This is a genomic window from Flavobacterium arcticum, assembly GCF_003344925.1.
Lineage (GTDB): Bacteria > Bacteroidota > Bacteroidia > Flavobacteriales > Flavobacteriaceae > Flavobacterium > Flavobacterium arcticum.
Map to the genome: position 1 here is coordinate 1,311,195 of NZ_CP031188.1, position 25,529 is coordinate 1,336,723.

Below are 25,529 nucleotides of genomic sequence, written 5' to 3' on the forward strand. Positions count from 1 at the left end.
AATGATTTAATTTACTATAAAACCTCGTTTTTATAGAAATTAGTATATGCTTCGGCAAATTTATCTTTAGAAACATATGGCAGGAATGGTTTTCCTGACTCTTCTACGAATTTTGTTAGTTCATCAGATAGGTTTTCAGATGATATAATAGTCGCGTCAGAGTGTGCTATAGCTGTTTTAAGTATATTTTCGTAATTAGGTGTCTCTAGTGGTTTTACAGCATCTTCGGGTATTTCATCAAAAAGTACTTTTTTAAACATACCAGCATCAAGTGTGCCTTCAAACGACTGATTGTATACAGAGGTTACAATTTTAGTATCGGCAAACAAAGCTTCATTTTTATAATAATGCTTCATGTATACCGGCAGTAAAGCAGCCATCCAACCATGCACATGTATAATATCTGGAACCCAGTTTAGCTTTTTAACGGTTTCTACAACGCCTTTTGCAAAGAATATAGCTCTTTCGTCATTGTCAGGGTATAATACACCATCCTCATCACTAAAAGTTGCTTTTCTTTTAAAATACTCATCGTTATCTATAAAATAAACCTGAATACGCTCTTTGGGTATAGATGCTACTTTTATAATAAGTGGCATATCCATATCATTTACAACCAAGTTCATCCCAGACAGTCGAATTACTTCATGCAATTGATGTCTTCTCTCATTAATGTTACCATATCGTGGCATGAATATCCTTATTTGTCCGCCCTGATCATTAATCATCTTGGGAACTTCATATGACATTAAAGAAACTTCATTTTCAGCCAAATATGGCACTACTTCAGATGATACGTACAATATCCTCTTATCCTCCATCTTCAAAATTTATTTTTAATTGGGTACAAAAACACGCAAAATTAAACATTTTTACGCAGTTTATAACTAAATAATTAATTTTGCCCTGATTTTTAATTTTAATTTAATGCTCATTTTCAATAATAAAGCCGATTTAAGGTCGCATTTATCCCGTTATACAAGTAAGGATTCTTCAATTGGTTTTGTGCCCACAATGGGTGCGCTACATCGAGGGCATTTGTCCTTGTTAGAGCAATCAGTAAAAGAGAATACCATTACTGTAATTAGTATTTTTGTAAACCCTACGCAGTTTAATAACCCTGATGATTTAAAGAAATATCCTCGAACACTAGAGGCTGATGTGGTTAAGATAGAGGCCATTAGCAAGGACATTGTTGTTTTTGCTCCATCTGTAAATGAAATGTATGATGGTAATGCACAGTCGGTATCATTTTCATTTGATGGATTAGAAAATCAAATGGAAGGTAGTCATCGTCCTGGTCATTTTGATGGGGTGGGCACCATAGTAAAAAAGTTGTTTGAATATGTGCAACCTACTAATGCCTATTTTGGAGAGAAAGATTTTCAGCAATTACAGATTGTTAAGAAATTGGTTGTAAAAAACAATATTCCTGTAAATGTAGTAGGTTGCCCCATTACTCGTGAGTCTAATGGGCTGGCAATGAGTTCTAGGAACCAAAGACTCACCGAAGCGGAAAGAGAGATAGCATCTTTTATCTATAAAACTCTTATAGTTGCAAAAGATCAATTTGCCAACAATAAGATAGATTATATAAAGCAGTATGTTATAGAAGCCTTTAAAGCTCGTCCTGAATTTGAACTAGAATACTTTGAAATAGCGGCTGAAGACGACCTTATATCGGCTACGCTAAAAGAAGATAAAAAGTACAGGGCTTTTATTGCGGTTATGTTAAGCAATGTGAGGCTTATAGATAATATATCATTAAATTAATTACCTTTGCGCTATGCAAATTCAAGTTGTAAAATCCAAGATTCATCGTGTTACGGTGACTGGAGCCGATTTAAATTACATAGGAAGTATTACCATTGACGAGAATTTGATGGATGCTGCTAATATTATTGAAGGAGAAAAAGTTGCTATCGTGAATATTAATAACGGTGAGCGACTAGAGACTTATGCTATAAAAGGAAACAGAGGTAGTGGCGAAATAACACTAAATGGTCCTGCTGCACGAAAAGTGCAAAAGGGCGATATTATTATTATAATAGCTTATGGTATATTTGAGTTTGAAGAAGCAAAATCTTTTAAACCAGCTATTGTATTCCCTAATGAGAGAGATAACTCTTTAACATAAGAGTGTCTTGAATAAAAAGATAAAAACAATATTGAGTGTAACACTCCCGCTATTGCTGGGAGTGTTTTTAATTATATATAGCTATAACAGCTTTACGCCCGAACAGCGTACAGAGATGTTTAAGCATTTTGCAAACGCCGATTATAGCTATGTGGCTATATCTTTATTTTTTGCACTTACTAGCTACATATCTCGTGCTTATCGCTGGCGATACACACTTTCACACTTAGGGTATCAATCTCCATTTTTAGTTAACTTCTTCGCCATAAGCGTTGGTTATTTTTTAAATCTTACCATTCCTAGATCAGGAGAGGTGTCGCGTGCTGTAGTATTAAAAAATTATAGCGGAGTGCCTTTTGATAAAGGCTTCGGAACTATAATATCAGAACGATTTGTAGATTTAATACTTCTTGTAGTATGTATCTCTATTACGTTAATTTTACAGTTTGATGTACTTAAAGAGTATATTGAACAAGAAATACCTTTCGAGAAATTATTGGTATATGGCAGTGTTCTCGCTATACTTTTTATTTGTACTATACTTTTCTATAAATATTCGCGCTTACAATGGGTGCTTAAAATTAAAACAAAAATAGCGGGGCTTGTAGAGGGCTCGTTAAGTGTTTTTAAAATGCCTAATAAGTGGCCTTTTTTGCTTCATTCATTGTATATATGGGTGGCTTATGTAGCTATGTTCTATGTTACTATATATGCATTGCCCGAAACTGCCAATATTAGTTTTGGGGCTGTAGCAACTTCTTTTGTTATAGGTAGTCTTGCTATAACATTTTCAAATGGTGGTTTTGGTGTTTATCCTGTTGTAATTGCTGCAATTTTACTTTTATATAACATTCCTAAAGAGGTAGGTACTGCTTTTGGGTGGATTGTTTGGACTTCGCAAATAGTGTTTGTTATCTTTTTGGGTGGACTATCATTTTTATTACTCCCTTTACTTTATAGAAAAAAATAATTGTTACCTTGCATTGCATTTTTCAACAAAGCCGTAAAACAATGAAATTCAAACATTTGCTACTCATATTGTTGGTTTCTTGCTCGCTGTATTCTCAAAAAATACAAGAGGACGTACCGTCAAGAGTTTTTAATGATACTAAGGTTGTAACTGTTGTTACACCAGCCCTCTATGAAGAAAATGAAGAGAAATTATATCCTTTACTTATATTACTTGACGGAGAGTATCTGGTAGATCCTTTTGAAGGAATTTTGTCTTACACTTCTTATTGGGATGACTTACCGCAAGTAATAATTGTAGGTATAAATCATGATGGAGCTGAAGGTAGAGAATTTGATACACAAACCTATAAATCTACAGGTTTGCCAGAAGGACAAGGCGACCAGTTTTACCAATTTGTAGCAAACGAGCTAATACCCTATATGGAGAAAAACTATCGTGTAGCTCCCTTTAAGGTAGTAGCAGGGCATAACCTTACGGCAGGTTTTTTAAACTTTTTCCTTTACAGAGAAAAACCAGTATTTAATGCCTATGTATCTTTTAGCCCTATTCTACCTTTCGAAATGGAGAAGAGAGTACCACAAGCACTTAAAGATGTTAAGAAATCTACTTATTACTACATGGCAACTGCGAGTGGCGATGTAAAAAAAATAAAGCAAAAAATAGATACGCTAAATGTAAATATACAAGCGGTAGAAAACCCGAAATTAAAATATAAATTTGAAGAATTTGAAGGAGCATCACACTATTCATTAGTAGCATTAGGTATACCCAATTCATTATATTTTATATTTTCAGAATATCAGCCTATATCATCAAAAGAATACGAAGAAAAAATTGTTACGCTGCCTTCAGGTTATGTTGATTACCTGAAAAATAAATATGATGCTATACGTAACGATCTGGGTATTAAAATCCCCGTAAGGCTTAACGACTTTAAGGCAATTGAGGCAGCCATCATGAAAAATGCCGCTTATGATGAGCTGGAAGATCTCGCGGATATGGCACGAGACGACTACCCAAAAATGATAATAGGAGAGTATTACCAAGGGCTACATCATGAAATGAAAGGGGAAACCCGAAAAGCGATAAGATCTTACTTGAAAGGGTATAACTATGCCGATATTGGCGATTATACTAAAGATCTTATCATAGAAAAGGCAGAAACATTAAAACATCTGGTTGAATAACAATACATGGCTAAAGTAAAAACGTCTTTCTTTTGTCAAAACTGTGGTACACAATATTCAAAATGGCAAGGACAATGTAATGCTTGCAAGGAATGGAACACCATAGTTGAGGAAGTAATACAAAAGGAAGAAAAACCTGTGTGGAGAGCAACTACATCTCCCGAAGTAAAAAAAGCAGCACGACCTTTAAAAATTAAAGAAATAGATGCTACCAGCGAGCAACGTCTTGATACTGGAGATGCTGAGCTTAACCGTGTGCTTGGTGGCGGTATAGTGCCTGGTTCTTTAACTTTACTTGGCGGAGAACCCGGTATAGGTAAAAGTACATTGTTATTGCAAATATCTTTAAAGTTACCTTATCGTACGTTATATGTATCAGGAGAGGAAAGCCAGAAGCAAATAAAAATGCGTGCCGAAAGGATAACGCCTGATGCTGACAACTGCTTTATCCTTACCGAAACCAAAACCCAAAATATATTTAGGCAGATAGAGGCGATAGACCCCGAGGTGGTTATTATCGACTCGATACAAACGTTGCATACTGATTATATAGAATCAGCAGCAGGAAGTATTTCGCAAATTAGAGAAACGACAGCCGAGTTGATAAAATTTGCCAAAGAAAGTAATGTACCCGTTATACTTATAGGTCATATTACGAAAGACGGTAGCATAGCAGGACCCAAAATACTAGAGCACATGGTAGATACCGTGTTACAGTTTGAGGGAGACCGTAACCATGTATATCGTATACTTCGTTCACTAAAAAACCGATTTGGCTCGACTGCCGAACTGGGTATTTATGAAATGCTGGGCAGCGGACTTCGTGAGGTAACCAATCCATCAGAGATATTAATATCACACAAAGAGGAGGAACTTAGCGGTACAGCTATAGCCACCACTATGGAGGGTATGCGACCGCTAATGATAGAAGTACAGGCTTTGGTAAGCTCAGCGGTATATGGTACACCACAGCGTAGTACTACAGGCTATAATGCCAAACGCCTGAACATGATACTTGCTGTGTTAGAAAAACGTGCAGGTTTTAGGCTAGGAGCAAAAGACGTTTTCCTTAATATTACGGGAGGTATTAATGTAGATGATCCTGCTATAGATCTGGCTGTAGTTGCTGCAATATTATCGTCTAACGAGGATATACCTGTAAATAAAGATTATTGTTTTGCAGGCGAAATAGGTCTTTCGGGTGAGGTGCGTCCCGTAAACCGAGTAGAACAACGCATACTAGAAGCCGAGAAATTAGGCTTCTCTACTATATTTGTTTCTAAGTACAACAAGATATCATTAAAAGATACCCTTATCCAAATTAAACTCGTAGCAAAAATAGAAGATGTTGCGGGGCATCTTTTCGGTTAAGTTTATTACTATTTAAAATGCGTAAGAGAAACAAGAAACAGTTACTTGTATTGTTAGTAAAGATACTTGCTGCTTGCATAGTACTTGGAATTATAGCATTTTTTACTTTCCGTAATGTTTTACTAGAAAAAGCTATTGACAAAGTGAGTCATAAAATGGAACGCGATTACAATAGTAAATTTGAAGTTAAGCACGCCTCCTTTACAGGTTTTTCGGGCATAACTATGCAGGGCATAACTCTTGTACCTAAAGATGCTGACACCTTATTGCATATCGAGTCGCTTACTACAACAATAAATGTATCGCGACTTTTAGCGGGTAAAATACAGTTGGGTGCGCTGGATATGAAAAATGGATATATCCAACTGGTGCGAAGCAAGAAAGGCAGAAATTTTGATTCTTTTTTACACCCTAAAAGAGTAGCTGCGAAGCAAGATTTACAAGATAAAGAAGCTGTAAACTATGCTAAAAAAGCCTATCGTTTACTTACCCGAGCGTTAAATCTTGTGCCTACCGATATGACCTTGCAAAACCTTTCGTTACGATTGAATGATATGGGACGCGAGGTAAGTATCGACCTTACAGCACTTCGGCTTGCTGATAAGCAATTGGAATCATCTTTCGGGGTAATTGATAATGGTAAGATACAGTCATGGCAGGTAAAAGGTATAGCCGACCCACGTAATAAGCAGGGTGACCTTAAGTTTTTTAATAGCGATACTTCACGAATAGAACTCCCATATATTAGCGAACGGTTTGATCTAAAATCGGGGTTTGACTCCATACGAGTTAATGTACAAAGCATAGATATGAATGGCGATGAACTGCACATAGACGGTTTCGCTACTATTAGCGATTTTATGATAAATCATCCTAAAATTGCAAAGAAAGATGTGGTTATAAATAACGCCCGTTTTGATTATCACTTTTTATTAGGTACTGGCTTTATAGCTTTAGACAGTGCATCTACAATGCAGCTTAATAATATTAAGTTTACTCCGTTTGCCAAGTATAGTGTTATAAAAGATACGGTGTATGCACTACAAGTACACATACCTAAAATGCAGGCTCAGGATTTTATAACCTCGCTCCCAAAAGGGCTTTTTAGCAATTTTGAAGGTATGGAAGCCGAAGGCAGTTTTAGTTACGACCTCGATTTTGAGTACAACAAGAACAAGCCAAAAGACCTGATTTTTGACAGTAGCTTGAAAAAAGAGGGGCTGAAAATCACCAAATATGGAGAGGCTAACCTTGCCAAGTTGAATACTCCGTTTACCTACAGCGCTATTGATAATGGTGTGCGGCAACGCCCTATTGTAGTAGGGGACGAGAACCCGAACTATACTCCAATAGACCAAATAGCACCGTACTTACAAAAAGCAGTATTAACCAGCGAAGACCCATCGTTTTTTAATCATAGAGGGTTTATTAATGAAGCTTTCCGTGAGTCGATAATCAAGAACATCCAGACAAAGAAGTTTGCACGCGGGGCAAGTACTATAAGCATGCAGTTGGTAAAAAATGTATTCCTTACCCGCGAGAAAACACTTTCGAGAAAGCTAGAAGAAATTCTTTTGGTATATATACTCGAAAACAATCGCATTGCCAGTAAAGAACGAATGCTCGAAGTTTATTTTAACGTGATAGAATGGGGTCCTGATGTATATGGTATAGGCGAGGCATCACGCTATTATTTTCAGAAAACACCATCGGAACTTACGCTTGATGAATGTCTTTTCTTGGCGAGTATAGTGCCACGCCCTAAAAAGTTTATGTGGCAGTTTAACAATGAGGGTAACCTGAAACCCTATGCCAAAACACACAACAAATTTATTAAAGATTTGATGTTGCGCAGGGGGTTACTATCGCCCGAAGACACTATTGCCCCAAGTAAAATAAACCTTAGTGGTCCTGCCAGAGCAAGACTGAGAATAAAAGATACTACGGCTATTGCAAATGACTCGATAGATCTAGATGATTTTTTATTTACTGTTCCTGAAACTGATTAAATTTTTTTAGGGCTGTCCCAACCTTTCTTACAAAATGATGCTCTATATAATTAAACACTATAATTATGAAGAAGATACTTTTTGTATGCCTGCTATTCAGCGGCATAATTTATGCACAAAAGCCCGTTTTTACATCGGCAAAAGTAAAAGCAGCTACGGTATATTTTAATGCTGCGGAGATAACCCAATCGGCATCGGCTAGAATACCATTGGGAACATCAGAAATAGTGATTAAAAATGTTGCGGACTACGTTAACGAAAGCACGGTTTGCATTGGTGCACCCGAAAGTCTTACGGTACTATCAGTACAGTTTACCCGCGATTATATTTCGGAATATGAACATGATGATAGCTCCCCTGCATTAAAAAAAGTGCGCGATAGTATAACGATTATAGAGAAAGATATTCAGCAAACAAGTATTTCTAAGTATACCGAGCAAAAAACCCTCGAAATACTCGATAAAAATCAACAAGTAGCGGGACAGCAAAGCGGGCTTAACGTAGCCGAATTGACTAAGCTGGTTGAATATTACAGAACAAAACGCAAAGAAATTGCGCTTTCTGAAAGTGCATTAAATACAAAGCTACAAATGCTCAATCAAAAACTTAGTGACTTAAAGAGCAGACTACAAACAAACATTAATAAAGAAGAGAAAACATCTCAAGGAAAACTTGTATTGCAGGTAATGAGTGATGCAGCGGGTAGTGTACCGCTCGAAATAAACTATCTTACCACAGGTGCATCATGGTCGCCGTTTTATGACCTGCGTGTAGATAACATAAGTGAGCCTATAAACATGCTGTATAAAGCACAGGTAGTACAGCAAACGGGTATCGACTGGAAAAAAGCAAAACTTACGCTATCTAGCGGTATGCCCAACCAAAACAATCAAGCACCATTATTACAAGCATGGTTTTTACGATTTGGTGTTTTGTATAGGTATGATAATAGTGATGTAAGAATGAACACATTTAATGGGCAGGTTCAAGGGCTGAAAATTGCAACTGGAGAAGGTGCTCCTGGTGCTAGCTCGGAACTACAAGATAGAGCTAATATCTCCAATTACACTACCATAAGCGAAAACCAACTTAATGTTTCATTTGATATAGATGTACCTTATGATATACTTAGTAACGGTAAAAAACACAGTGTAACGCTTAAAGAAATTAAACTTCCTGCTACTTATAAGCATTATGCTGTGCCAAAACTGGAAAAAGAAGCCTTCCTTTTGGCAGAGCTTAGCGACTATTCTAAATACAATTTACTAACGGGAGAAGCCAACATTATTTTTGAAGGAATGTATATTGGTAAAACCGTTATTGACCCGAACCAAACTACCGATACTTTACGACTAAGTATGGGCAGGGATAAAAAAATCTCTATTAAAAGAGAAAAAGTAGCTGATAAATCGGGTAGTAAATTCTTGTCGTCCTACAAAGAACAGACCTTTACTTATGATATTACTATAAGAAATAATAAGAAAGAAACTGTCGAGCTAATGCTGAAAGACCAATACCCAATAAGTACCGATAAAGAAATAGAAGTAGAGCTACTTAAAGATGATGGCGCTAAAGTAAATACCGAAACAGGGGTGCTTACTTGGGAGTTTGACCTGAAGCCAGGCGAAACTAAAAAAGTACGCATCAGTTATAAAGTGCGCTATCCTAAAGATAAAGTGATAAATAATTTATAGAAGCTAACTAACTCAATAACCCGAAACGACCCTTGCGAAAGCAGGGGTTGTTTTTTTATAATCTTTACTCACTGCGTGATTAGCATTGTTATAATTGTTAAATTAGCATAATAACATAAAAATCAAACAGCTATGAAAACAAAATTACTATTTATTCTTACTATGCTATCGAGTCTTGCTTTTGGGCAAACAGTCGATTTAGATCTTTTTGCTTCGGGGTTTAATTCTCCTACCGAGATTGTAAATGCGGGTGATGATCGTCTTTTTGTAGTAGAGCAAGGTGGATTGATTAAGGTGCTAAATGCAGATGGCACGACCAATGTAACTCCGTTTCTTAATGTTAGTAGTATTTTAGGTCTGGGCAGCGAGAGAGGTTTGCTAGGCTTGGCTTTTCATCCTGATTATGCCACAAATGGTTTCTTTTATGTTAACTATACCAATACATCGGGCGATACAGTTATAGCCCGCTATGCTGTAAGCGAAAGTGACGAAAATATAGCCGATACAGGTAGTGCCACTATATTGCTTACTGTAGATCAGCCTTTTTCTAACCACAATGGTGGTTGTATTCATTTTGGTCCTGATGAATATCTTTATATTTCTATGGGCGATGGCGGTAGTGGAGGTGATCCTAATGGTAATGGTCAAAACAAGAATACATTATTGGGCGCAATGTTGCGTATTGATGTAGATGGTGCTGCACCTTATGGCATACCTGCCGATAATCCTTTTGTAGGTGTCGATGGGGCTGATGAGGTATGGGCTTATGGACTACGTAATGCTTGGAAATTCTCTTTTAATAAAGATAATAACGATTTATGGATTGCCGATGTAGGACAAGGTGAAATTGAAGAAATTAATAAGGTTGACCCATCTACAGGAGGTTATAATTTTGGGTGGCGTTGTTATGAGGGTAGTACAGAGTATAATTCAGATGGATGCTCAATGACAGAAACCTTTACCTATCCTGTTGCTGAATATACCCATACTGCTACAGGCGGATGCTCTATAACTGGAGGTTATGTATATACTGGTGACACGTACCCTGGATTGCAGGGGATGTATCTTTTTGCCGATTATTGTAATAATAAGATTGGTGTTCTAAATGGCGATATGGAAATAACCTATACCAGTGCTTTTTCGGGAGAGTTTTTTACCACTTTTGGCGAAGATATAAATGGCGAGCTATACATTGCGGGTAGTAATAGTGGTAATGTGTACCGAATTATTGATACGGAGTTAAGTACACCTACTTTTACAGGGGATTCTTTTTCTGTTTATCCTAATCCTGTTACTGATTTGCTTACTATAGAAGCAGCTAATAATATTATAGCTACCGATGCTATTATTTATGATATGAGTGGGAAACGTCTTTTACACTATTCGCTTGATGCTACCGAGCAAAATACATTTAGTATAGGCACGTTGCCTTCGGGTTTATATCTTTTACAAATAACCGATGTAAATGGTGCAGGATATAACTATAAATTAGCAGTTAAATAGTGCTGAAAATAAATTTTAAAATAAAAAATCCCGCTGCAATGCAGCGGGATTTTATTATGTATATAACCTAAAGGACGCTTATTATATTTCGTTAAGCATTTTAGAAATTTCGTCTAGTTTTGGAGTCAGGATAATTTCAATTCTTCTGTTTTTCGATTTTCCTTCGGCAGTTTCATTGCTTGCCACAGGAGCATACTCTCCGCGTCCTGCTGCTGTAAGGTTTTTAGGGTCTACACCTTTGTTATCTTTAATAATGGTTACAATAGCCGTAGCACGCTTGGTAGAAAGATCCCAGTTATCAGAAATTTGTCCATTACCATTGTAGGGTACATTATCAGTATGCCCTTCAATAAGTACCGCGATATCAGGATTATCGGCAAGTACTTTAGCTACTTCGCTAACGGCTCTTCGACCTTCTGTACCCACAGTCCAACTACCTGAGCCGAAAAGCAATTTGTTTTCCATACTTACATATACTTTACCATTTTTCTGCTCTACGGTAAGTCCTTTTCCTTCAAAACTGTTTAGTGCTTTGCTAAGTGTTTCTTTTAGACGTTTTAGGCTCGCATCTTGGTTAGCTATCATACCTTCTAGTTCATCTACACGTTGCGAACGGTCTTGCAAGTCACTTTTTAGCTTGTTTAGTCTTTCTTGTTCTGCTGCAAGTGCTTTTTCTTTCGCTTCAAGCTGAGCCAGTAATTCACGATTTTTCTTCATATTGCTATCAAGTGCTTCACTACTATTTTTTTCTAAAGCATTGTATGAAGACTTTAGTGTATTAAGGCTAGATTGTGCTGCTGCATAGTCAGCAGCTAGCTTGTCGCGTTCGGCTTTTGTTTTTTCCAGTTGTGCTTGTAAGTCTTTAGTTTGCAAGTCTAGTTGGTTTTTTTCTTTTGCCAAAGCCGTATTTTCATCAGATATTGACCTGTTTTCCTTTTTCAGGTCAGCATATTTATTTTCAAGATCTTTATATACTTTAGATGACACACATGAAGTAGTAAGTGCCAAAGCTAGTATTCCTACAGAAATTCTTTTAATCATCATTTTATTTTTCAATTTATATGTGTTCATTATTCAAATTCAATCACTATAGGGCAATGGTCGCTGTGTTTTGCCTCGGGTAATATTAAAGCCCTTGTAAGTCTGTCTTTCATTGGCTCAGTTACCATGCAATAATCTATGCGCCATCCCTTATTGTTGTTACGTGCATTGGCACGATAACTCCACCAACTGTAGTTGTGTGGCTCTTTATTAAAATACCTAAAACTGTCTATAAATCCATTATTAATAAACCCGTCTAGCCATACGCGCTCTTCTGGTAGGAAGCCTGATACTTTTTTATTACGAACAGGGTCGTGTATATCTATCGCTTCATGACATATATTATAATCGCCACAAACTATTAAATTGGGTACTTCTGTCTTTAGGTTATTTATATAATCGTAAAAATCGTCCATATATTGGAACTTATACCCTAATCTTTCACTATTTGTTCCTGAAGGCAGGTAAAGACTCATTACAGAGAAGTTTTCAAAGTCGAGTCTAAGGTTACGTCCTTCGGCATCCATATAGTCAATACCTGTGCCATACACCACATTAAGCGGTTTATGTTTAGATAATATTGCTACGCCACTATAGCCTTTTTTTTGGGCAGAAAACCAGTAATGATATGGGTAACCAGCAGCCTCTATAGCTGCGATATCAACCTGATCTTGGTTTGCTTTAGTTTCCTGTAGGCAAATAATATCTGGATCGGCTTGTTGTAGCCAGTCTAAAAAACCTTTTGTAAATGCGGCACGTATACCGTTTACGTTATAAGAAATAATTTTCATAAGCTAAATTAACAACCCAAAAGTAACCAAAAAACTATAGATATTAAATTCAGGTTACACTATTAGATTTTAAACATCTTAATAGCAGATAATTAGGTGGTTAAATATTTAAAGCGTTAAAAAAAATATTACATTTTAACGTTTCGTCAGAATTGTTATCTTTGTTTTTCGCCGAAACACACCAATGTAGATGAGTTTAGTTACCGCTAAAGAAGTTGCAAAAGCAATAAAAACTGACAAGTATGGTTTTTTAGGGACTTTTTCAGGTTGGCTACTGATGAAGGTTTTAAAGATTTCTACTGTAAATAAAATATACGATAAGCATAAACATTTATCGGATGTAGACTTCCTGAATGCATTATTGGACGAGTTTCAAATAAAATTTGAAATCCCAGAAGAAGACTTTAAACGCTTACCTAAAGAAGGAGCTTATATAACTGTTTCTAATCACCCATTAGGTGGTTTAGACGGGGTTTTGTTATTAAAATTAATGCTCGAAAGACGCCCTGATTTTAAAATTATAGCTAATTTTTTATTGCACCGCATAGAACCAATGAAAGATTACATAATGCCTGTTAATCCTTTTGAGGGGCATAAAGATGCTAAGTCTAGCGTTGTAGGGATTAAAGATGCTTTACGTCACCTTAGTGAAGATAAACCTTTAGGTATTTTTCCTGCGGGAGAAGTGTCTACCTACAGAGATGGCAAACTAGTTGTAGATAAACCTTGGGAAGAAGGGGCTATAAAACTTATAAAAAAAGCAAATGTACCTGTAGTACCCATATATTTTCATGCTAAAAACAGCAGGTTGTTTTATTTTCTTTCTAAAATGAGTGATACTTTGCGCACCGCTAAGTTACCTTCTGAATTGCTTACACAAAAAGATAGGGTAATAAAAGTGCGTATTGGTAAACCTATATCGGTAGCAGAGCAAAATGAATATGAGAATTTAGATGCTTACTCTGAATTTTTGAGACGTAAGACCTATATGCTAGCCAATCCTTTTGAAAAAGGCACAAAACTTATAGATACATCTAACCTGAATTTAAAACTGCAAAAAAGTCCTAAGCAAATAGCTATGCCTGCTAATCATGATGAGATATTAGCAGAGGTAGACAAGATTAGAAAGGCTGATTGTAGATTGTTGCAAAGCAAAAACTATGAAGTGTTTTTTGTGTCGGCAGATAAAATACCTAACATACTACATGAAATAGGTCGCCTTCGGGAAATAACTTTTAGAGCAGTAGGCGAGGGTACTAATGAGTCGCTAGATCTTGACGATTATGATAAGTACTACCATCATATGTTTTTATGGGATGAAAATACCAAACAAATTGCTGGAGCTTACCGTATGGGGTTAGGTAGCGATATTTATAAAAAACATGGTATTAATGGTTTTTATTTGCACGATCTTTTCCGTTTTGAACCAGAACTTTATGATATGCTATCGAAGTCTATAGAGATGGGACGTGCTTTTATTATTAAAGATTATCAATTAAAACCAATGCCTTTATTTTTACTATGGAAAGGTATAGTACATATTACACTTCGTTATCCAGAGCATAAATTCTTGATAGGTGGGGTAAGTATCAGTAATCAGTTTTCTGACTTCTCTAAATCGTTGATGATTGAGTTTATGAAGTCACATTATTACGATCCTTATATTGCGCAGTATGTCCACCCTAAAAAGGAATATAAAGTAAAACTAAAGGATGCCGATAAAGATTTTGTATTTAACGAAACCGAATCGGACGTTAATAAGTTTGACAAGATAATTGAAGAGGTAGAGCCAGGTAACTTGCGCTTGCCTGTACTTATAAAAAAGTATATTAAACAAAATGCAAAGGTTATAGCATTTAATGTAGACCCGTTGTTTAATAACTCGGTAGATGGGTTAATGTACATTCGTATTGCCGACTTGCCCGAGAGCACAGTAAAACCTGTAATGGAAGAGTTTCAGGCAGAACTAGAACGTAAACTTATAGAAAAAGGTGAGCACTAAAATGGTATTGATTAAATATAAAAAAAGCCCTTATTAAAGGGCTTTTTTTATTATGCTTCAGGTTTTCCTATATCTTCAAACTCGTTGTAATCTGCTTTAGGGTCTTCGCCATATTCATTAGCTCCTCTATCTCCTTCGGTCGCATATAGCACAATAAGCCATATAGCACCAATTAATGGAATTAATATAATTAATGTAAACCATCCGCTTTTACCTACATCATGTAGTCTTCTTATTCCTACAGCAAGAGATGGGATGAGTACAACCAATGAATATATTGTACCTAATAAGTCAATTCCAATTACAGAGTCAATAATTCCGAGTATAATACCAATAATAATATTAAATAGTACAAAATACCAATATTCACTTCTGCGTGCTCTACCTGAAAAAGTTGCATAGTTATCTCTAACTACTTTTAAATACCATTCAATCATAATTATTTGTTTTTGGTTGGTTCCTACTCTTTTACGGATTTTCGGTTACTCCCTGATTTTATATGGATCAGTTACCATTTTCAGGATACTAAAATATGCCTTTTTTTAACACAATGTTATGAAAAATGTAAAAACACTAAAAAACTTAACATTAAAGGAAAGCTTTATCAATAGGTTCCCATAGTTCAATCTTATTTCCTTCACAATCAAGTATCCAGCCGAACTTTCCATAATCGTATACTGCGGGTTCTCCTACAAGGGTTACACCTTCCGCTTTTAGTCTTTCAAGAAGCCTATCAAGATTATGTACTCTAAAGTTTTGCATAAACTGTTTTCCTGATGGCTCAAAGTAGGTGGTGTCATTAGCAAAAGGCGACCACTGTGTCATAGCGTCATTACCCGCTGTATCTTTCCACCAAAAAGAACAGCCGTAATCATCTGTAGGAAGTCCTAAATATTTTTTGTACCAGTCTCTTAATGCTTTAGGGTTTTCCGATTTAAAGAAAACACCGCCAATGCCTGTTACACGTTTTTCTTCCTGTTTAACTACTTCACTTTCAAAGTAAACAGCTTTTATTTTATTTACTATTACCAGTGCTAGTTTTTCATGGCTTTCAAAAGTCCATCCTGCTACGTGTGGCGATAGTAATACATTATCGGCATTTAACAAATATTGAAATGCTTTGGGTATAGCATTATCAGTAAATAAGTTTTCGAATGATGATTTTTCATACTCTAGTACATCAAGCCCAGCTCCTTTTATTTTTCCTGATTGTAAAGCCTCTACCAAGTCTTTAGTTACTACGCTTTTTCCTCGTGCGGTATTAATAAGCCAAAAAGGTTTTGCAAATGCATTGATAAAATCAGTATTCACCATTTTATCTGTTTCGGGAGTCCAAGGGGTATGCAGGCTCAGTACATCTGCTTTTTGTTGTAGCTCTTCAAGTGTTACCTGTTTGGCATTAGCATCGCCCACCATAGGTTTAATATCATAGCAAAGCACGTCTACATCAAAACCGCGTAACTTTTTGGCAAATGCTTTACCCATATTACCATAGCCAATAATACCTACGGTTTTACCGTCTAATTCATGCCCTCGGTTACCTTCGCGTATCCATTTACCTTCTCTGATTTCTCTGTCAGCTTTGTTAAGGTTATTAAATAACGATAATAACATTCCCAAAGCCTGTTCGCCTACAGCGTTGCGATTACCTTCGGGAGCGGCAATAAGCTGTATGTTTTTTTGCTCTGCATAGTCACAGTCTATACTTTCTAGTCCTGCACCTATACGGGCTATGAATTGTAGGTTTGTAGCTTTATCTAAAAAGGCTTTGTCTATATCAAACCGACTACGAATAACAATACCACTATAGTTAGCAATTTTAGCTTCTATCTCTTCTTTTGTAGATTTATAATCAGCTTCATTAGTAAACCCTACTTCTTCCAATTGTTGCCAAAGTATGGGGTGGTTACTATCTATATGAAGAATTTTTATTTTTTCTGGTTGTGTAGTCATTGCTTATTGTTTTCTATTACAAAGTTAAAGAAAGCGGTTATTAATATACTATCAGATGAAATTATTAGTTTTATAAAATACCAACTAATTATATTATGCGATACATTTTACTTTTTATACTGATAAGTTTTTCCTGTAGTGCACAGGATATTAAAGATAATACTAAAGTAACGGCTTATACTTTAGGCGTTATGTTTAGAAATGGTTCTTGTACCATAAAAGATTATTTAAAAGATGTCTCTGCCGTAGGCACTACAGTGCAGGCAACGGTGTCTTATGATTCTGATTTGGCACACCAGTTATTACAACTTAAACGAGATGCTAAAGAGAATTGGGCTGCTGAGGAATGTGATTGTAAAGGACAGGTCTATAAAAAAGGGCAGGTAATACCTAATATGTATGTGGTGCAGATAAATAGTTATAGAGATACTATTTATACTACAAAAAATAATTGTGCTATTTTTTTTCCAGAACAACAGAAGAAATATTTTGATGCAGAGAGTAAATTGGAAAATGTACTTAATAAAGGTTTTGGAGATTTTGTAACGAAAGATTTTTTAACAGATATAATGCAGCGTGTGTACGATTCTGTTTCGGTAAAAAAGGTAGTGATAAATAATAAGCCCATTTATAAACTGAAACGTAAAAGTTTTGAAGATAAAATTATTCCTTTTCAAATGGTAAGAACAGATTCTATTTTCGGAAAGAGAATAGTTGTTGCTAAAGAGTATTGGGTAAATAACTTAGAAGTGTTATTTGGCGATACAGATGTTATAAGTACTATAAACGCACATCACCCTACAGGGAAGTATGGCGTTAACCTTACTATGACTGTAGATGGTATTGCAATTGGCGATAGCGAAGAAAAAATAATTGAAAACTATCCTTGCTCTACTACTTTTAGGAACTGGGGTGCTCCTTTAAAAGACCCTACAGATAATTATTATTATCAAATATCTTTTACTGATAACAAAGGATTTGCTTTTATCTATATTTGGGAAAAGAAGGTTTATGCAGTTGAAGTTACTTTTTTTTGAATGAAACTTGTTGTTAAAATCCTAATATCATTTTTGCGATAGAGAAGTAAATTAATATCCCGCAAATATCGTTACTGGTAGTGATAAATGGTCCTGTAGCGAGTGCAGGGTCTATACCAAATTTATTAAGTAGTATTGGTACGAATGTACCTATTAGTGAGGCAATAACAATTACTGATATAAGCGATATACTTACAGTAAGCCCAACATCATAGGTTACCCCCAAAAGAAAATGACTACCAACTATTAATATAACGGCTAATATAGAGCTGTTTAAAAGGCTTAGTGAAACTTCTTTTATAAGGCGTTTCCATAACGAGCCACTAAGGGTATTATTAGCAAGACCTTGTACTATAATTGCTGATGATTGTACACCTACGTTACCTGCCATTGCAGCAATAAGCGGTGTAAAGTAGAAAAGCTCTTTGTGTACATCCATTGCTGTCTCAAATAATCCTAATACTTTAACGGTTATAAAACCACCTAATAAAGCAAGCACTAACCAAGGTAATCGTGCACGAGAAAGGTCGAGGATACTATCATCTGCCTCTACGTCTTGTGATATACCTGCTGCCAACTGGTAATCCTTGTCGGCTTCTTCTTTAATTACATCGACAATATCATCAATAGTAATACGTCCTACAAGTCTGCCTAGCTCGTCTACCACTGGTATTGCTTCAAGGTCATAACGCTGCATAATACGTGCTACCTCTACACCTGGTGTATTTACTTTTACATAGTCTACCTTGGGTATATAAACATCGCTTACAGGTGTTTTGGTCGATGTAGTAAGTAAGTCTTTTAGAGAGAGCCTGCCTTTAAGTCTGTTTTCATCGTCTATCACATATATAGAGTGTACACGTTGCACGTTTACAGCTTGTTCGCGCATTTCTTTTACACAGGTAAGCACGTTCCAGTTCTCGTTTACTTTTACGAGCTCTTTACCCATAAGCCCCCCTGCGGTATCTTCGTCATAGCGAAGCAGGTCAACAATGTCCTTAGCATGTTCTACATCATTTATTTCAGATATTACCTCTTCTTTTCTGTCTTGTGGCAGTTCGGCAATAATATCGGCAGCATCATCTGTACTAAGTTCATCAAGCTCTTCGGCAATTTCTTTTGACGAAAGTTCTTTTAAAATTTTCTCTCGTACTTCTTCGTCAAGTTCAAGAAGTATCTCGGCAGTTTTTTCGCTGTCAAGAATATGGAATATATAGGTCGCTTCAGAATCGCTAAGTTCACCCATAATTTCGGCAATATCCGCGTAGTGAATATCGTCAAGAAGGTTTTGTAATTCCTTTTCGCGATTCTCTTCTACATATTGCTCTATTTGAGCGACAAAATCCTTACTAACCTTAAATTCCATTGGCAGCTATTTTTTGGGTTAACATAATAAAGTCTTCTACCGAAAGTTGTTCCGGACGAAGGTCAAAGATACTCTCTTCCTTTAAACTATCAGAAAGGTTATAGGTTTTTAAACTATTACGCAGTGTTTTTCTACGTTGGTTAAAAGCTGTTTTTACTACTGCAAAGAATAATTTTTCATCGCAAGGCAGATGATAGTTTTCTTTACGCTTTAGTCGAAGTACTCCTGATTTTACCTTTGGAGGTGGTATAAACACATCCTCAGATACGGTAAAAAGATATTCAGCATCATAAAAAGCTTGCACCAGTACAGATAGTATTCCGTAGGTTTTACTGCCTTTTTTCTCACAGATACGTTCGGCTACTTCTTTTTGAAACATACCTGCAAATTCGGGTATTCTGTCGCGCATTTGCAGCGTACGGAAAACAATTTGTGTAGATATATTGTACGGAAAGTTGCCGATTATTGCCAATGGTACATCGGCAAAAACATTATCGAGATTATAATTTAAAAAGTCTTCAGAAATTATTTTACCATGTAGCTTAGGGTAGTGTTCTGTTAGGTACTCAACCGATTCCCTATCAATTTCTATAACATAGGTGTTTAGCTCTTTCTCTAACAAATACTTAGTGAGCATCCCCATACCAGGTCCTATTTCTAGTACTGTGTCATATCCCTCTAGTGTTAGTGCATCGGCAATATTTTTTGCGATGCTCTCATCTTTAAGGAAATGCTGCCCTAGATGTTTTTTTGCTCTTACTTTATCCATATAAGTTGTTTATAGTCTGGTAATACAGTCCTTGAATAATAATGTTATGAAAGCGTATATTGTTTTAATAACTCTAACTCTGTGCGAAAAGCAAGCATTTTATCGCCAAATAGCTTTAAACCTTCTTCTCTCATTCTAGGTGCATCTTCGTTATAGTAACGTTCTAGCATTGCTTTGCTCTCAGTAAGGAATTGTATAGAGTAAGTAGCTCCGCCCATTTCTTCTTCTACAAGTACTTTAACCATTTTTGCTTCGGTAAATTTACCTAGTTGTAGCATCTCAGGGATGTGTTTTTCATGTATCCATGTTAACCATTGGTCGTGTACGCTATCGTCTATGTTTATAGTTACGTTGTATATAATCATCTTTTTATATCCTTTAATTTATATTTTGTTTATAATAGACCTAGTTTGCTAAGGCTAAATAGTTGTATCTCCTCTTAGCAGTCTAAACTGTTTTCTTGCTTCTATGAAATAGATACTGTCTTGATGTTCAAAAAGCACTTTTTCGTATAATGATTTAGCTTTTTCGGTATCGTTTAGTTCTTTATAATAAATTTCTGCCGAGAAGAATAGGGCTTCGTCTATATAAATACCTTCGGCATATTTATCAATAATTTGCTGGTAGTATTGTAGGGCAAGGTCATATTGCCCTTGTGTTTCATATATTTTGCCTATGCGTAATAGGGTAACATCTTGTATGCTTTCGGTTTTATCTGTAGTTATAATATTTTTGAACCCTTCTAGTGCTTCAGCTTTTTTATTTTGATATAGTTTAAAATCAGCACGAGCAAACTTTTTTAAAGCCGTTTGGGTACTATCCTCTACTGTGTTATCAGTAATTAGTAAAAAAAGCTCTAATGCATCATTAGCAATAAGCTGTGATGACGATGATTTTAGTACTTTTAGTTGTTTTTGTGCCCACTCAAAATCGCCTTTAAAGTAGGTGCTTTTTGCCACTTTTAGGCTTGCTTCATGCCCTACGGCATCATTTTTTAGTTCTTCTTCTATTTGGGCATAGTATATTATTGCCTGATTAAATTTTTCTTCTAGCAACAATATATCCGATAGCTTCATTTTTACTTCGGCTGTTTGATATTTGTTCAATTGAAGTTTCAATGCGGTATTTAAAGTTGTAATACCCGCATCAGGATCTTTAAGGTAAAATGCATCAAAGTTTGCTTTTAGCAATTGCAGTTCTAGTGAGTAAGGGCTTATACCAAATTGTGCTAGTAAATCGTCGATACGTTTTTTGATAGCTAGATATTCTTTTTCTCCTGTTGTTGCAATATCCATTTTTAGCAGATACTTGTGCGCCTCCATTTGCAGGTTAGGGTCTTGTGTGTTTTCTAGTATATAGTTTAGTATGTCGCGTGCCGTTTCGTTTTCGCCTTCTTCAACAGTAAGTTTTGCTAGGGCTACTATGTTCATAAAACTATCAGGCTCTCTCTTGTATATGGCTCTTTCTTGTATAAAGGCTTTGCCGTAGTCACGCTGTTGTACAAAAAACCAACTTAGAAACTGATTCCAGAAAATATCTTGTGTTTTCTGGGTGTTTATAAGTAATGTTTTTCGTAGTGCAGTATTAAATGCTTCTGGCGATTCTTCGTTCATAAATCGCGAGAGTTGGTTTTGTACTATGGGTAAGTTTTTTTGGTTTTTAAAAGCATAGTTGAGCAAGTTTTCTATCATCAAGTCCATGTTGCCAAGCTGACCTTGTAGTAACGCCATTTGATAATCAAAATTCAAGCTTTTGTTTATCGCTATTGCCATTTCATAGGCTTGCAGTGCTTCTTTTGCTAATACCTTTTTCTCGAAAGTATTGGCTATGCTGTATACATGACTAGGGTTTTGTGCTATAGCGTCTAGTGCTTGCTTATAATAGTTTTCAGCTTCGTGAGTGTTTTTTTGTAACTGATAGTTATACCCAATCTCTACAAGTAACATGGGTTGTTTAGTTCTTTCTAGCTTTTCTAATAGTAGTTTTTGTGCTTCATCATATTGTTCTAACTGCTGGTAAGCCGCAGCCATGCGTTGTGCTATGTAAGTATTGCTAGGTTGCTTCTCGTCTAGTTGTTCATAAATAACGAGTGCTTTTTCAAATTCTCCTTTTTCAAAATAATTTTTTGCCAATTGTTCGTTTTGCCCAAAAACGGCAACCGAAAAAATAAAAGCGATATAGAGAAATAGTTTTTTCATAATTATTTTAAAAAATAGAACGCGGAAAACTCGGATTAGGCAAACTCTCGAAGATTAAACTATAAACGCAAAACAACTATTTATAAGTATAAATCTGTGAGCATCTGTAAAATCCGCGGCATCCGCGTTCCTACCTTTAGTAACAAAATTACTAATTTATAATATCAAACCCAGTATATGGGCGTAAAACTTCTGGTATTACAATACCCTCAGGAGTTTGGTAGTTTTCAAGTAGTCCTGCCAGTACTCTTGGTAATGCCAGTGAGCTACCGTTTAGCGTGTGTGCCAGTTGATTTTTACCATCTTTATCTCTAAAACGTAGTTTTAATCTATTTGCTTGGAAAGTCTCAAAGTTAGAAACAGAGCTTATCTCTAACCAACGATCTTGTGCGGTAGAGAACACTTCGAAATCATAAGTAAGTGCCGATGTAAAGCCCATATCGCCACCACAAAGGCGTAATACTCTATAGGGTAAACCAAGCTCTTTAAGTATTTCTTTAATATGTTCTACCATGCCATCTAAAGCAGCATAAGAGTTTTCAGGTTTCTCGATGCGTACTATCTCTACTTTGTCAAATTGGTGCAGGCGGTTAAGACCACGTACGTGAGACCCGTAAGAACCAGCCTCTCTACGGAAACATGGTGTATAGCCTGTGCATAATACAGGCAGGTCTTTTTCTTCGATAATTACATCGCGGAACATGTTAGTAACGGGTACCTCTGCAGTAGGGATAAGGTAAAGATCATCTACCCCTACATGATACATTTGCCCTTCTTTGTCAGGTAGTTGTCCTGTACCATAGCCAGATGCTTCGTTAACCAAGTGAGGTACTTGAACCTCGTTGTAACCTGCTCCAGTATTTTTATCAAGAAAATAATTGATAAGTGCACGCTGTAACCTTGCTCCTTTACCTTTATATACAGGAAAACCTGCTCCTGCTATTTTATTACCTAATTCAAAGTCGATAATATCATATTTCTTGGCAAGCTCCCAGTGTGGCATTGCATCTGCATGTAGCGCAGGGATGTCACCTTCTCTAGATACTTCTTCATTGTCATCTGCCGATTTACCTGCGGGTACAATATCAGCCGGTGTATTTGGCAATTTGTATAAAGCTTGTGTTAGCTCTTCTGATGTGGTATTTAATACCTCATTAAGTTCTTTACTATTCTCTTTATACTGTGCTGTTTTTTCTCGAAGTAGTGTAGCTTTGGCTTTTTCGCCTGCTTTCATCAATGCCCCAATATCTTTAGACAGTTTGTTGGATTCCGATAAAACAGTATCAAGTTCCGCTTGGGTACTTCTTCTTTTTTCATCAAGTGCAATGATTTCATCAACTAACGCTTGAGCATCAAAATTTCTTTTGCCCAGTGCTTGGATTACTTTTTCTCTGTTTTCTCTAATAAATACTGTCTGTAACATGGTTTTATAATGTTTTGTAAAGTGAGCAAATTTAATCATTTGTTTTTTATTAATACCTGAGCATTGATAAACTTTCAAAGTACTTATCTTTAACTTTTTATGAATTGAGAATTATTTTTTATTCCCTATTTTTGAAAAAAACACATTGAGAATGAAAAATTTTACCCAAATAATTACTTTACTGTTTTGCTTACCATCATTATTTGCTCAGAATAATAACGATACCCTTAATCAGATAGTAGAAGCCGAAATGAAATCGGCATATAGTATTACTAATTTTACAGCTAACATTAATACAGGCGATTATGATATTGTATACCATCAGCTTGAATTTGAAGTTGATCCTGCTATAAATTTTATAGATGGAGTAGTTACTACTACTTTTTTGGCTAAAGAAGATATGCCTGATATTACATTTGACCTTGCATCGCAACTTACCGTAAGTATGGCTACTATGGGAGGAGAAGAACTTATTTTTGAACAAAACACCAATGATGAGCTTATAGTAAATTTTCCAACTCCATTAATTGAGGGGTCAGAAAATACTATTATAGTAACCTATTCAGGACAGCCACCGTTAGATTCGGATGGTTTTAATACAGGTAATCATAATGGAATACCTGAAATATGGACATTATCTCAGCCTTATGGCGCAAAAGACTGGTGGCCATGCAAGCAAGATTTAAACGATAAAATAGACAATATTGATGTATATATCACGGCACCATCAGAATATGAAAGTGTTTCTAACGGAATGGAGCAATCGCAAATAGATAATGGTAATGGTACAACTACTACACGTTTTCAGCATAATTTTCCTATACCTGCTTACCTGATTGCTATAGCGGTTACAGATTATACAATATATGAGCAAACGGCAGGTACTGCACCTAATACTTTTCCTATAGTCAATTACCTATATCCTGAAAGTGCTGATAATTCCACAGCACAGTTAGCTGTAACACCATCTATAATGGAATTGTTTGAAGACTTATTTGAAACATATCCTTTTCATGAAGAAAAATATGGGCATGCACAGTGTAGCATACCTGGCGGAATGGAACATACTACGGTATCGTTTATGGGTAGTTTTGGACGCGAACTAATAGCGCATGAGCTTGCTCATCAATGGTTTGGAGATAAAGTAACTTGTGGTTCATGGAAAGATATATGGCTTAATGAAGGCTTTGCTACTTATTTATCAGGGCTTGTAGTAGAGCACATGGATAGTGAAGAGTTTTTCCCTGCATGGAAGGCTGACCGCATTGAGTATATTACATCACTTCCTGATGGTAATTTATATCTTACGGATACTGATACTACCAGCGTGGGCAGAATATTTAGTAATAGGCTTACGTATAATAAAGGGGCTATGGTGGTACATATGTTGCGCTATAAACTTGGTGATACCGATTTTTATCAAGGGGTTAAAAATTATCTTGCTGATCCCGAACTAGCTTATGGTTATGCAAAAACGCCCGATTTACAAGCACATTTAGAAGCTGTGTCTGGTATGGATTTAAATGAGTTTTTTCAGGATTGGGTTTATAGGGAAGGTTACCCAAGTTATACCATTACAATAGCGCATTTTGCAATGGGAGAGGTTAAAATAACGGTAAATCAAACCCAGTCGCATTCTTCTGTAGATTATTTCGAAATGCCTGTGCCAATACGTATTTATGGTACTCAGGGAGAACAACAAGATGTAGTGTTAGATAATACCTTTGATGGGCAAGAGTTTATAGTACCAGTGCCTTTTCTTTTTAACGCAATAGAATTTGACCCTGAAAATAATATCATATCTGCTAACAATCAAAATATTTTAGGGACAACACTTATAAACAACCTTACAGGTGTACGTTTATACCCAAGCCCAGCTTCAGGACAGCTGAGTGTGCAGCTTCCGCAAGGTGTAATTTTAGAAAAAGCGATTTTTTATAACACATTAGGGCAAAAAGTACTGGAAAGTAATGATGAAACTGAATGGAATGTTTCAAACCTTGCTAGTGGGGTGCATTTCCTTACACTTGTAACAGATAAAGGCAGTAAACAATTACGATTTATAAAAGAGTAAT

The 25,529-nt window shown here is 36.1% G+C and carries 20 protein-coding genes and 1 pseudogene; 11 read left to right on the plus strand and 10 right to left on the minus strand.

Going from position 1 to position 25,529, the window contains the following annotated elements; all coding sequences use genetic code 11:
- Positions 1-14 precede the first annotated feature (14 nt).
- On the minus strand, positions 15-821 hold the full coding sequence (locus DVK85_RS05995) for a glycogen/starch synthase (protein ID WP_114677571.1): 807 nt from the start codon (positions 819-821) through the stop codon (positions 15-17).
- Between the two features lie 106 nt (positions 822-927).
- On the opposite strand from DVK85_RS05995, the gene panC reads away from it, so the two are divergent.
- From panC to DVK85_RS06035, 8 genes are all read left to right on the plus strand, one after another.
- Positions 928-1,773, plus strand: a complete 846-nt coding sequence (gene panC / locus DVK85_RS06000; RefSeq protein WP_114677572.1) for a pantoate--beta-alanine ligase — start codon at positions 928-930, stop codon at positions 1,771-1,773.
- 13 nt (positions 1,774-1,786) lie between these two features.
- Positions 1,787-2,137 carry an aspartate 1-decarboxylase gene (gene panD, locus DVK85_RS06005; RefSeq protein WP_114677573.1) on the plus strand — a complete coding sequence of 117 codons (351 nt, stop codon included), beginning with the start codon at positions 1,787-1,789 and terminating at the stop codon, positions 2,135-2,137.
- Between the two features lie 7 nt (positions 2,138-2,144).
- Positions 2,145-3,107, plus strand: coding sequence for a lysylphosphatidylglycerol synthase transmembrane domain-containing protein (locus DVK85_RS06010; RefSeq protein WP_114677574.1), 963 nt, complete (start codon positions 2,145-2,147; stop codon positions 3,105-3,107).
- A gap of 41 nt (positions 3,108-3,148) precedes the next feature.
- Positions 3,149-4,297, plus strand: coding sequence for an alpha/beta hydrolase (locus tag DVK85_RS06015; protein WP_114677575.1), 1,149 nt, complete (start codon positions 3,149-3,151; stop codon positions 4,295-4,297).
- Positions 4,298-4,303: 6 nt separating this feature from the next.
- Positions 4,304-5,668 (plus strand): DNA repair protein RadA, encoded by a 1,365-nt coding sequence (gene radA / locus DVK85_RS06020; RefSeq protein WP_114677576.1) that lies wholly within the window; start codon positions 4,304-4,306, stop codon positions 5,666-5,668.
- A 17-nt stretch (positions 5,669-5,685) separates the two neighbouring features.
- The gene (locus DVK85_RS06025) at positions 5,686-7,677 is read left to right on the plus strand and encodes a transglycosylase domain-containing protein (RefSeq protein WP_114677577.1); all 1,992 of its coding nucleotides are present in this window, start codon (positions 5,686-5,688) and stop codon (positions 7,675-7,677) included.
- Between the two features lie 65 nt (positions 7,678-7,742).
- Positions 7,743-9,371: a DUF4139 domain-containing protein gene (locus DVK85_RS06030; protein WP_114677578.1), complete on the plus strand. Its 1,629-nt coding sequence runs from the start codon at positions 7,743-7,745 to the stop codon at positions 9,369-9,371.
- A 132-nt stretch (positions 9,372-9,503) separates the two neighbouring features.
- Positions 9,504-10,874: a PQQ-dependent sugar dehydrogenase gene (locus tag DVK85_RS06035; protein WP_114677579.1), complete on the plus strand. Its 1,371-nt coding sequence runs from the start codon at positions 9,504-9,506 to the stop codon at positions 10,872-10,874.
- A gap of 81 nt (positions 10,875-10,955) precedes the next feature.
- Here DVK85_RS06035 and DVK85_RS06040 read toward each other — a convergent pair whose 3' ends face one another.
- Both DVK85_RS06040 and DVK85_RS06045 read right to left on the minus strand, forming a co-directional pair.
- On the minus strand, positions 10,956-11,915 hold the full coding sequence (locus tag DVK85_RS06040; RefSeq protein ID WP_114678992.1) for an OmpA/MotB family protein: 960 nt from the start codon (positions 11,913-11,915) through the stop codon (positions 10,956-10,958).
- 29 nt (positions 11,916-11,944) lie between these two features.
- The gene (locus DVK85_RS06045) at positions 11,945-12,706 is read right to left on the minus strand and encodes an exodeoxyribonuclease III (RefSeq protein ID WP_114677580.1); all 762 of its coding nucleotides are present in this window, start codon (positions 12,704-12,706) and stop codon (positions 11,945-11,947) included.
- Between the two features lie 190 nt (positions 12,707-12,896).
- On the opposite strand from DVK85_RS06045, the gene DVK85_RS06050 reads away from it, so the two are divergent.
- Positions 12,897-14,708: a GNAT family N-acyltransferase gene (locus DVK85_RS06050; protein WP_114677581.1), complete on the plus strand. Its 1,812-nt coding sequence runs from the start codon at positions 12,897-12,899 to the stop codon at positions 14,706-14,708.
- Between the two features lie 50 nt (positions 14,709-14,758).
- Here DVK85_RS06050 and DVK85_RS06055 read toward each other — a convergent pair whose 3' ends face one another.
- Together DVK85_RS06055 and DVK85_RS06060 are read right to left on the minus strand one after the other, a co-directional pair.
- Positions 14,759-15,145, minus strand: coding sequence for a DUF805 domain-containing protein (locus tag DVK85_RS06055; protein WP_114677582.1), 387 nt, complete (start codon positions 15,143-15,145; stop codon positions 14,759-14,761).
- Positions 15,146-15,707: 562 nt separating this feature from the next.
- Positions 15,708-16,661, minus strand: a pseudogene (locus DVK85_RS06060) (2-hydroxyacid dehydrogenase); the annotation flags it as partial.
- 95 nt (positions 16,662-16,756) lie between these two features.
- On the opposite strand from DVK85_RS06060, the gene DVK85_RS06065 reads away from it, so the two are divergent.
- On the plus strand, positions 16,757-17,698 hold the full coding sequence (locus tag DVK85_RS06065) for a hypothetical protein (protein WP_114677584.1): 942 nt from the start codon (positions 16,757-16,759) through the stop codon (positions 17,696-17,698).
- A 13-nt stretch (positions 17,699-17,711) separates the two neighbouring features.
- On the opposite strand, the gene mgtE is transcribed toward DVK85_RS06065, so the two are convergent.
- From mgtE to serS, 5 genes are all read right to left on the minus strand, one after another.
- Positions 17,712-19,064 (minus strand): magnesium transporter, encoded by a 1,353-nt coding sequence (mgtE, locus tag DVK85_RS06070; RefSeq protein WP_114677585.1) that lies wholly within the window; start codon positions 19,062-19,064, stop codon positions 17,712-17,714.
- A complete protein-coding gene (gene rsmA, locus DVK85_RS06075; protein ID WP_114677586.1) occupies positions 19,054-19,833 on the minus strand; it encodes a 16S rRNA (adenine(1518)-N(6)/adenine(1519)-N(6))-dimethyltransferase RsmA in 780 nt (259 codons plus the stop codon). Before rsmA ends, mgtE begins: the two co-directional genes overlap by 11 nt.
- A gap of 44 nt (positions 19,834-19,877) precedes the next feature.
- Positions 19,878-20,198: a DUF4286 family protein gene (locus DVK85_RS06080; protein WP_114677587.1), complete on the minus strand. Its 321-nt coding sequence runs from the start codon at positions 20,196-20,198 to the stop codon at positions 19,878-19,880.
- Between the two features lie 54 nt (positions 20,199-20,252).
- Positions 20,253-22,031 carry a tetratricopeptide repeat protein gene (locus DVK85_RS06085; protein WP_114677588.1) on the minus strand — a complete coding sequence of 593 codons (1,779 nt, stop codon included), beginning with the start codon at positions 22,029-22,031 and terminating at the stop codon, positions 20,253-20,255.
- 151 nt (positions 22,032-22,182) lie between these two features.
- Positions 22,183-23,454 carry a serine--tRNA ligase gene (gene serS / locus DVK85_RS06090; protein WP_114677589.1) on the minus strand — a complete coding sequence of 424 codons (1,272 nt, stop codon included), beginning with the start codon at positions 23,452-23,454 and terminating at the stop codon, positions 22,183-22,185.
- A gap of 151 nt (positions 23,455-23,605) precedes the next feature.
- Here serS and DVK85_RS06095 point away from each other — a divergent pair, with 151 nt between their 5' ends.
- Entirely contained in the window at positions 23,606-25,528 is a 1,923-nt protein-coding gene (locus DVK85_RS06095; RefSeq protein WP_114677590.1) for a M1 family aminopeptidase, read from the plus strand.
- Position 25,529: the final 1 nt, after the last annotated feature.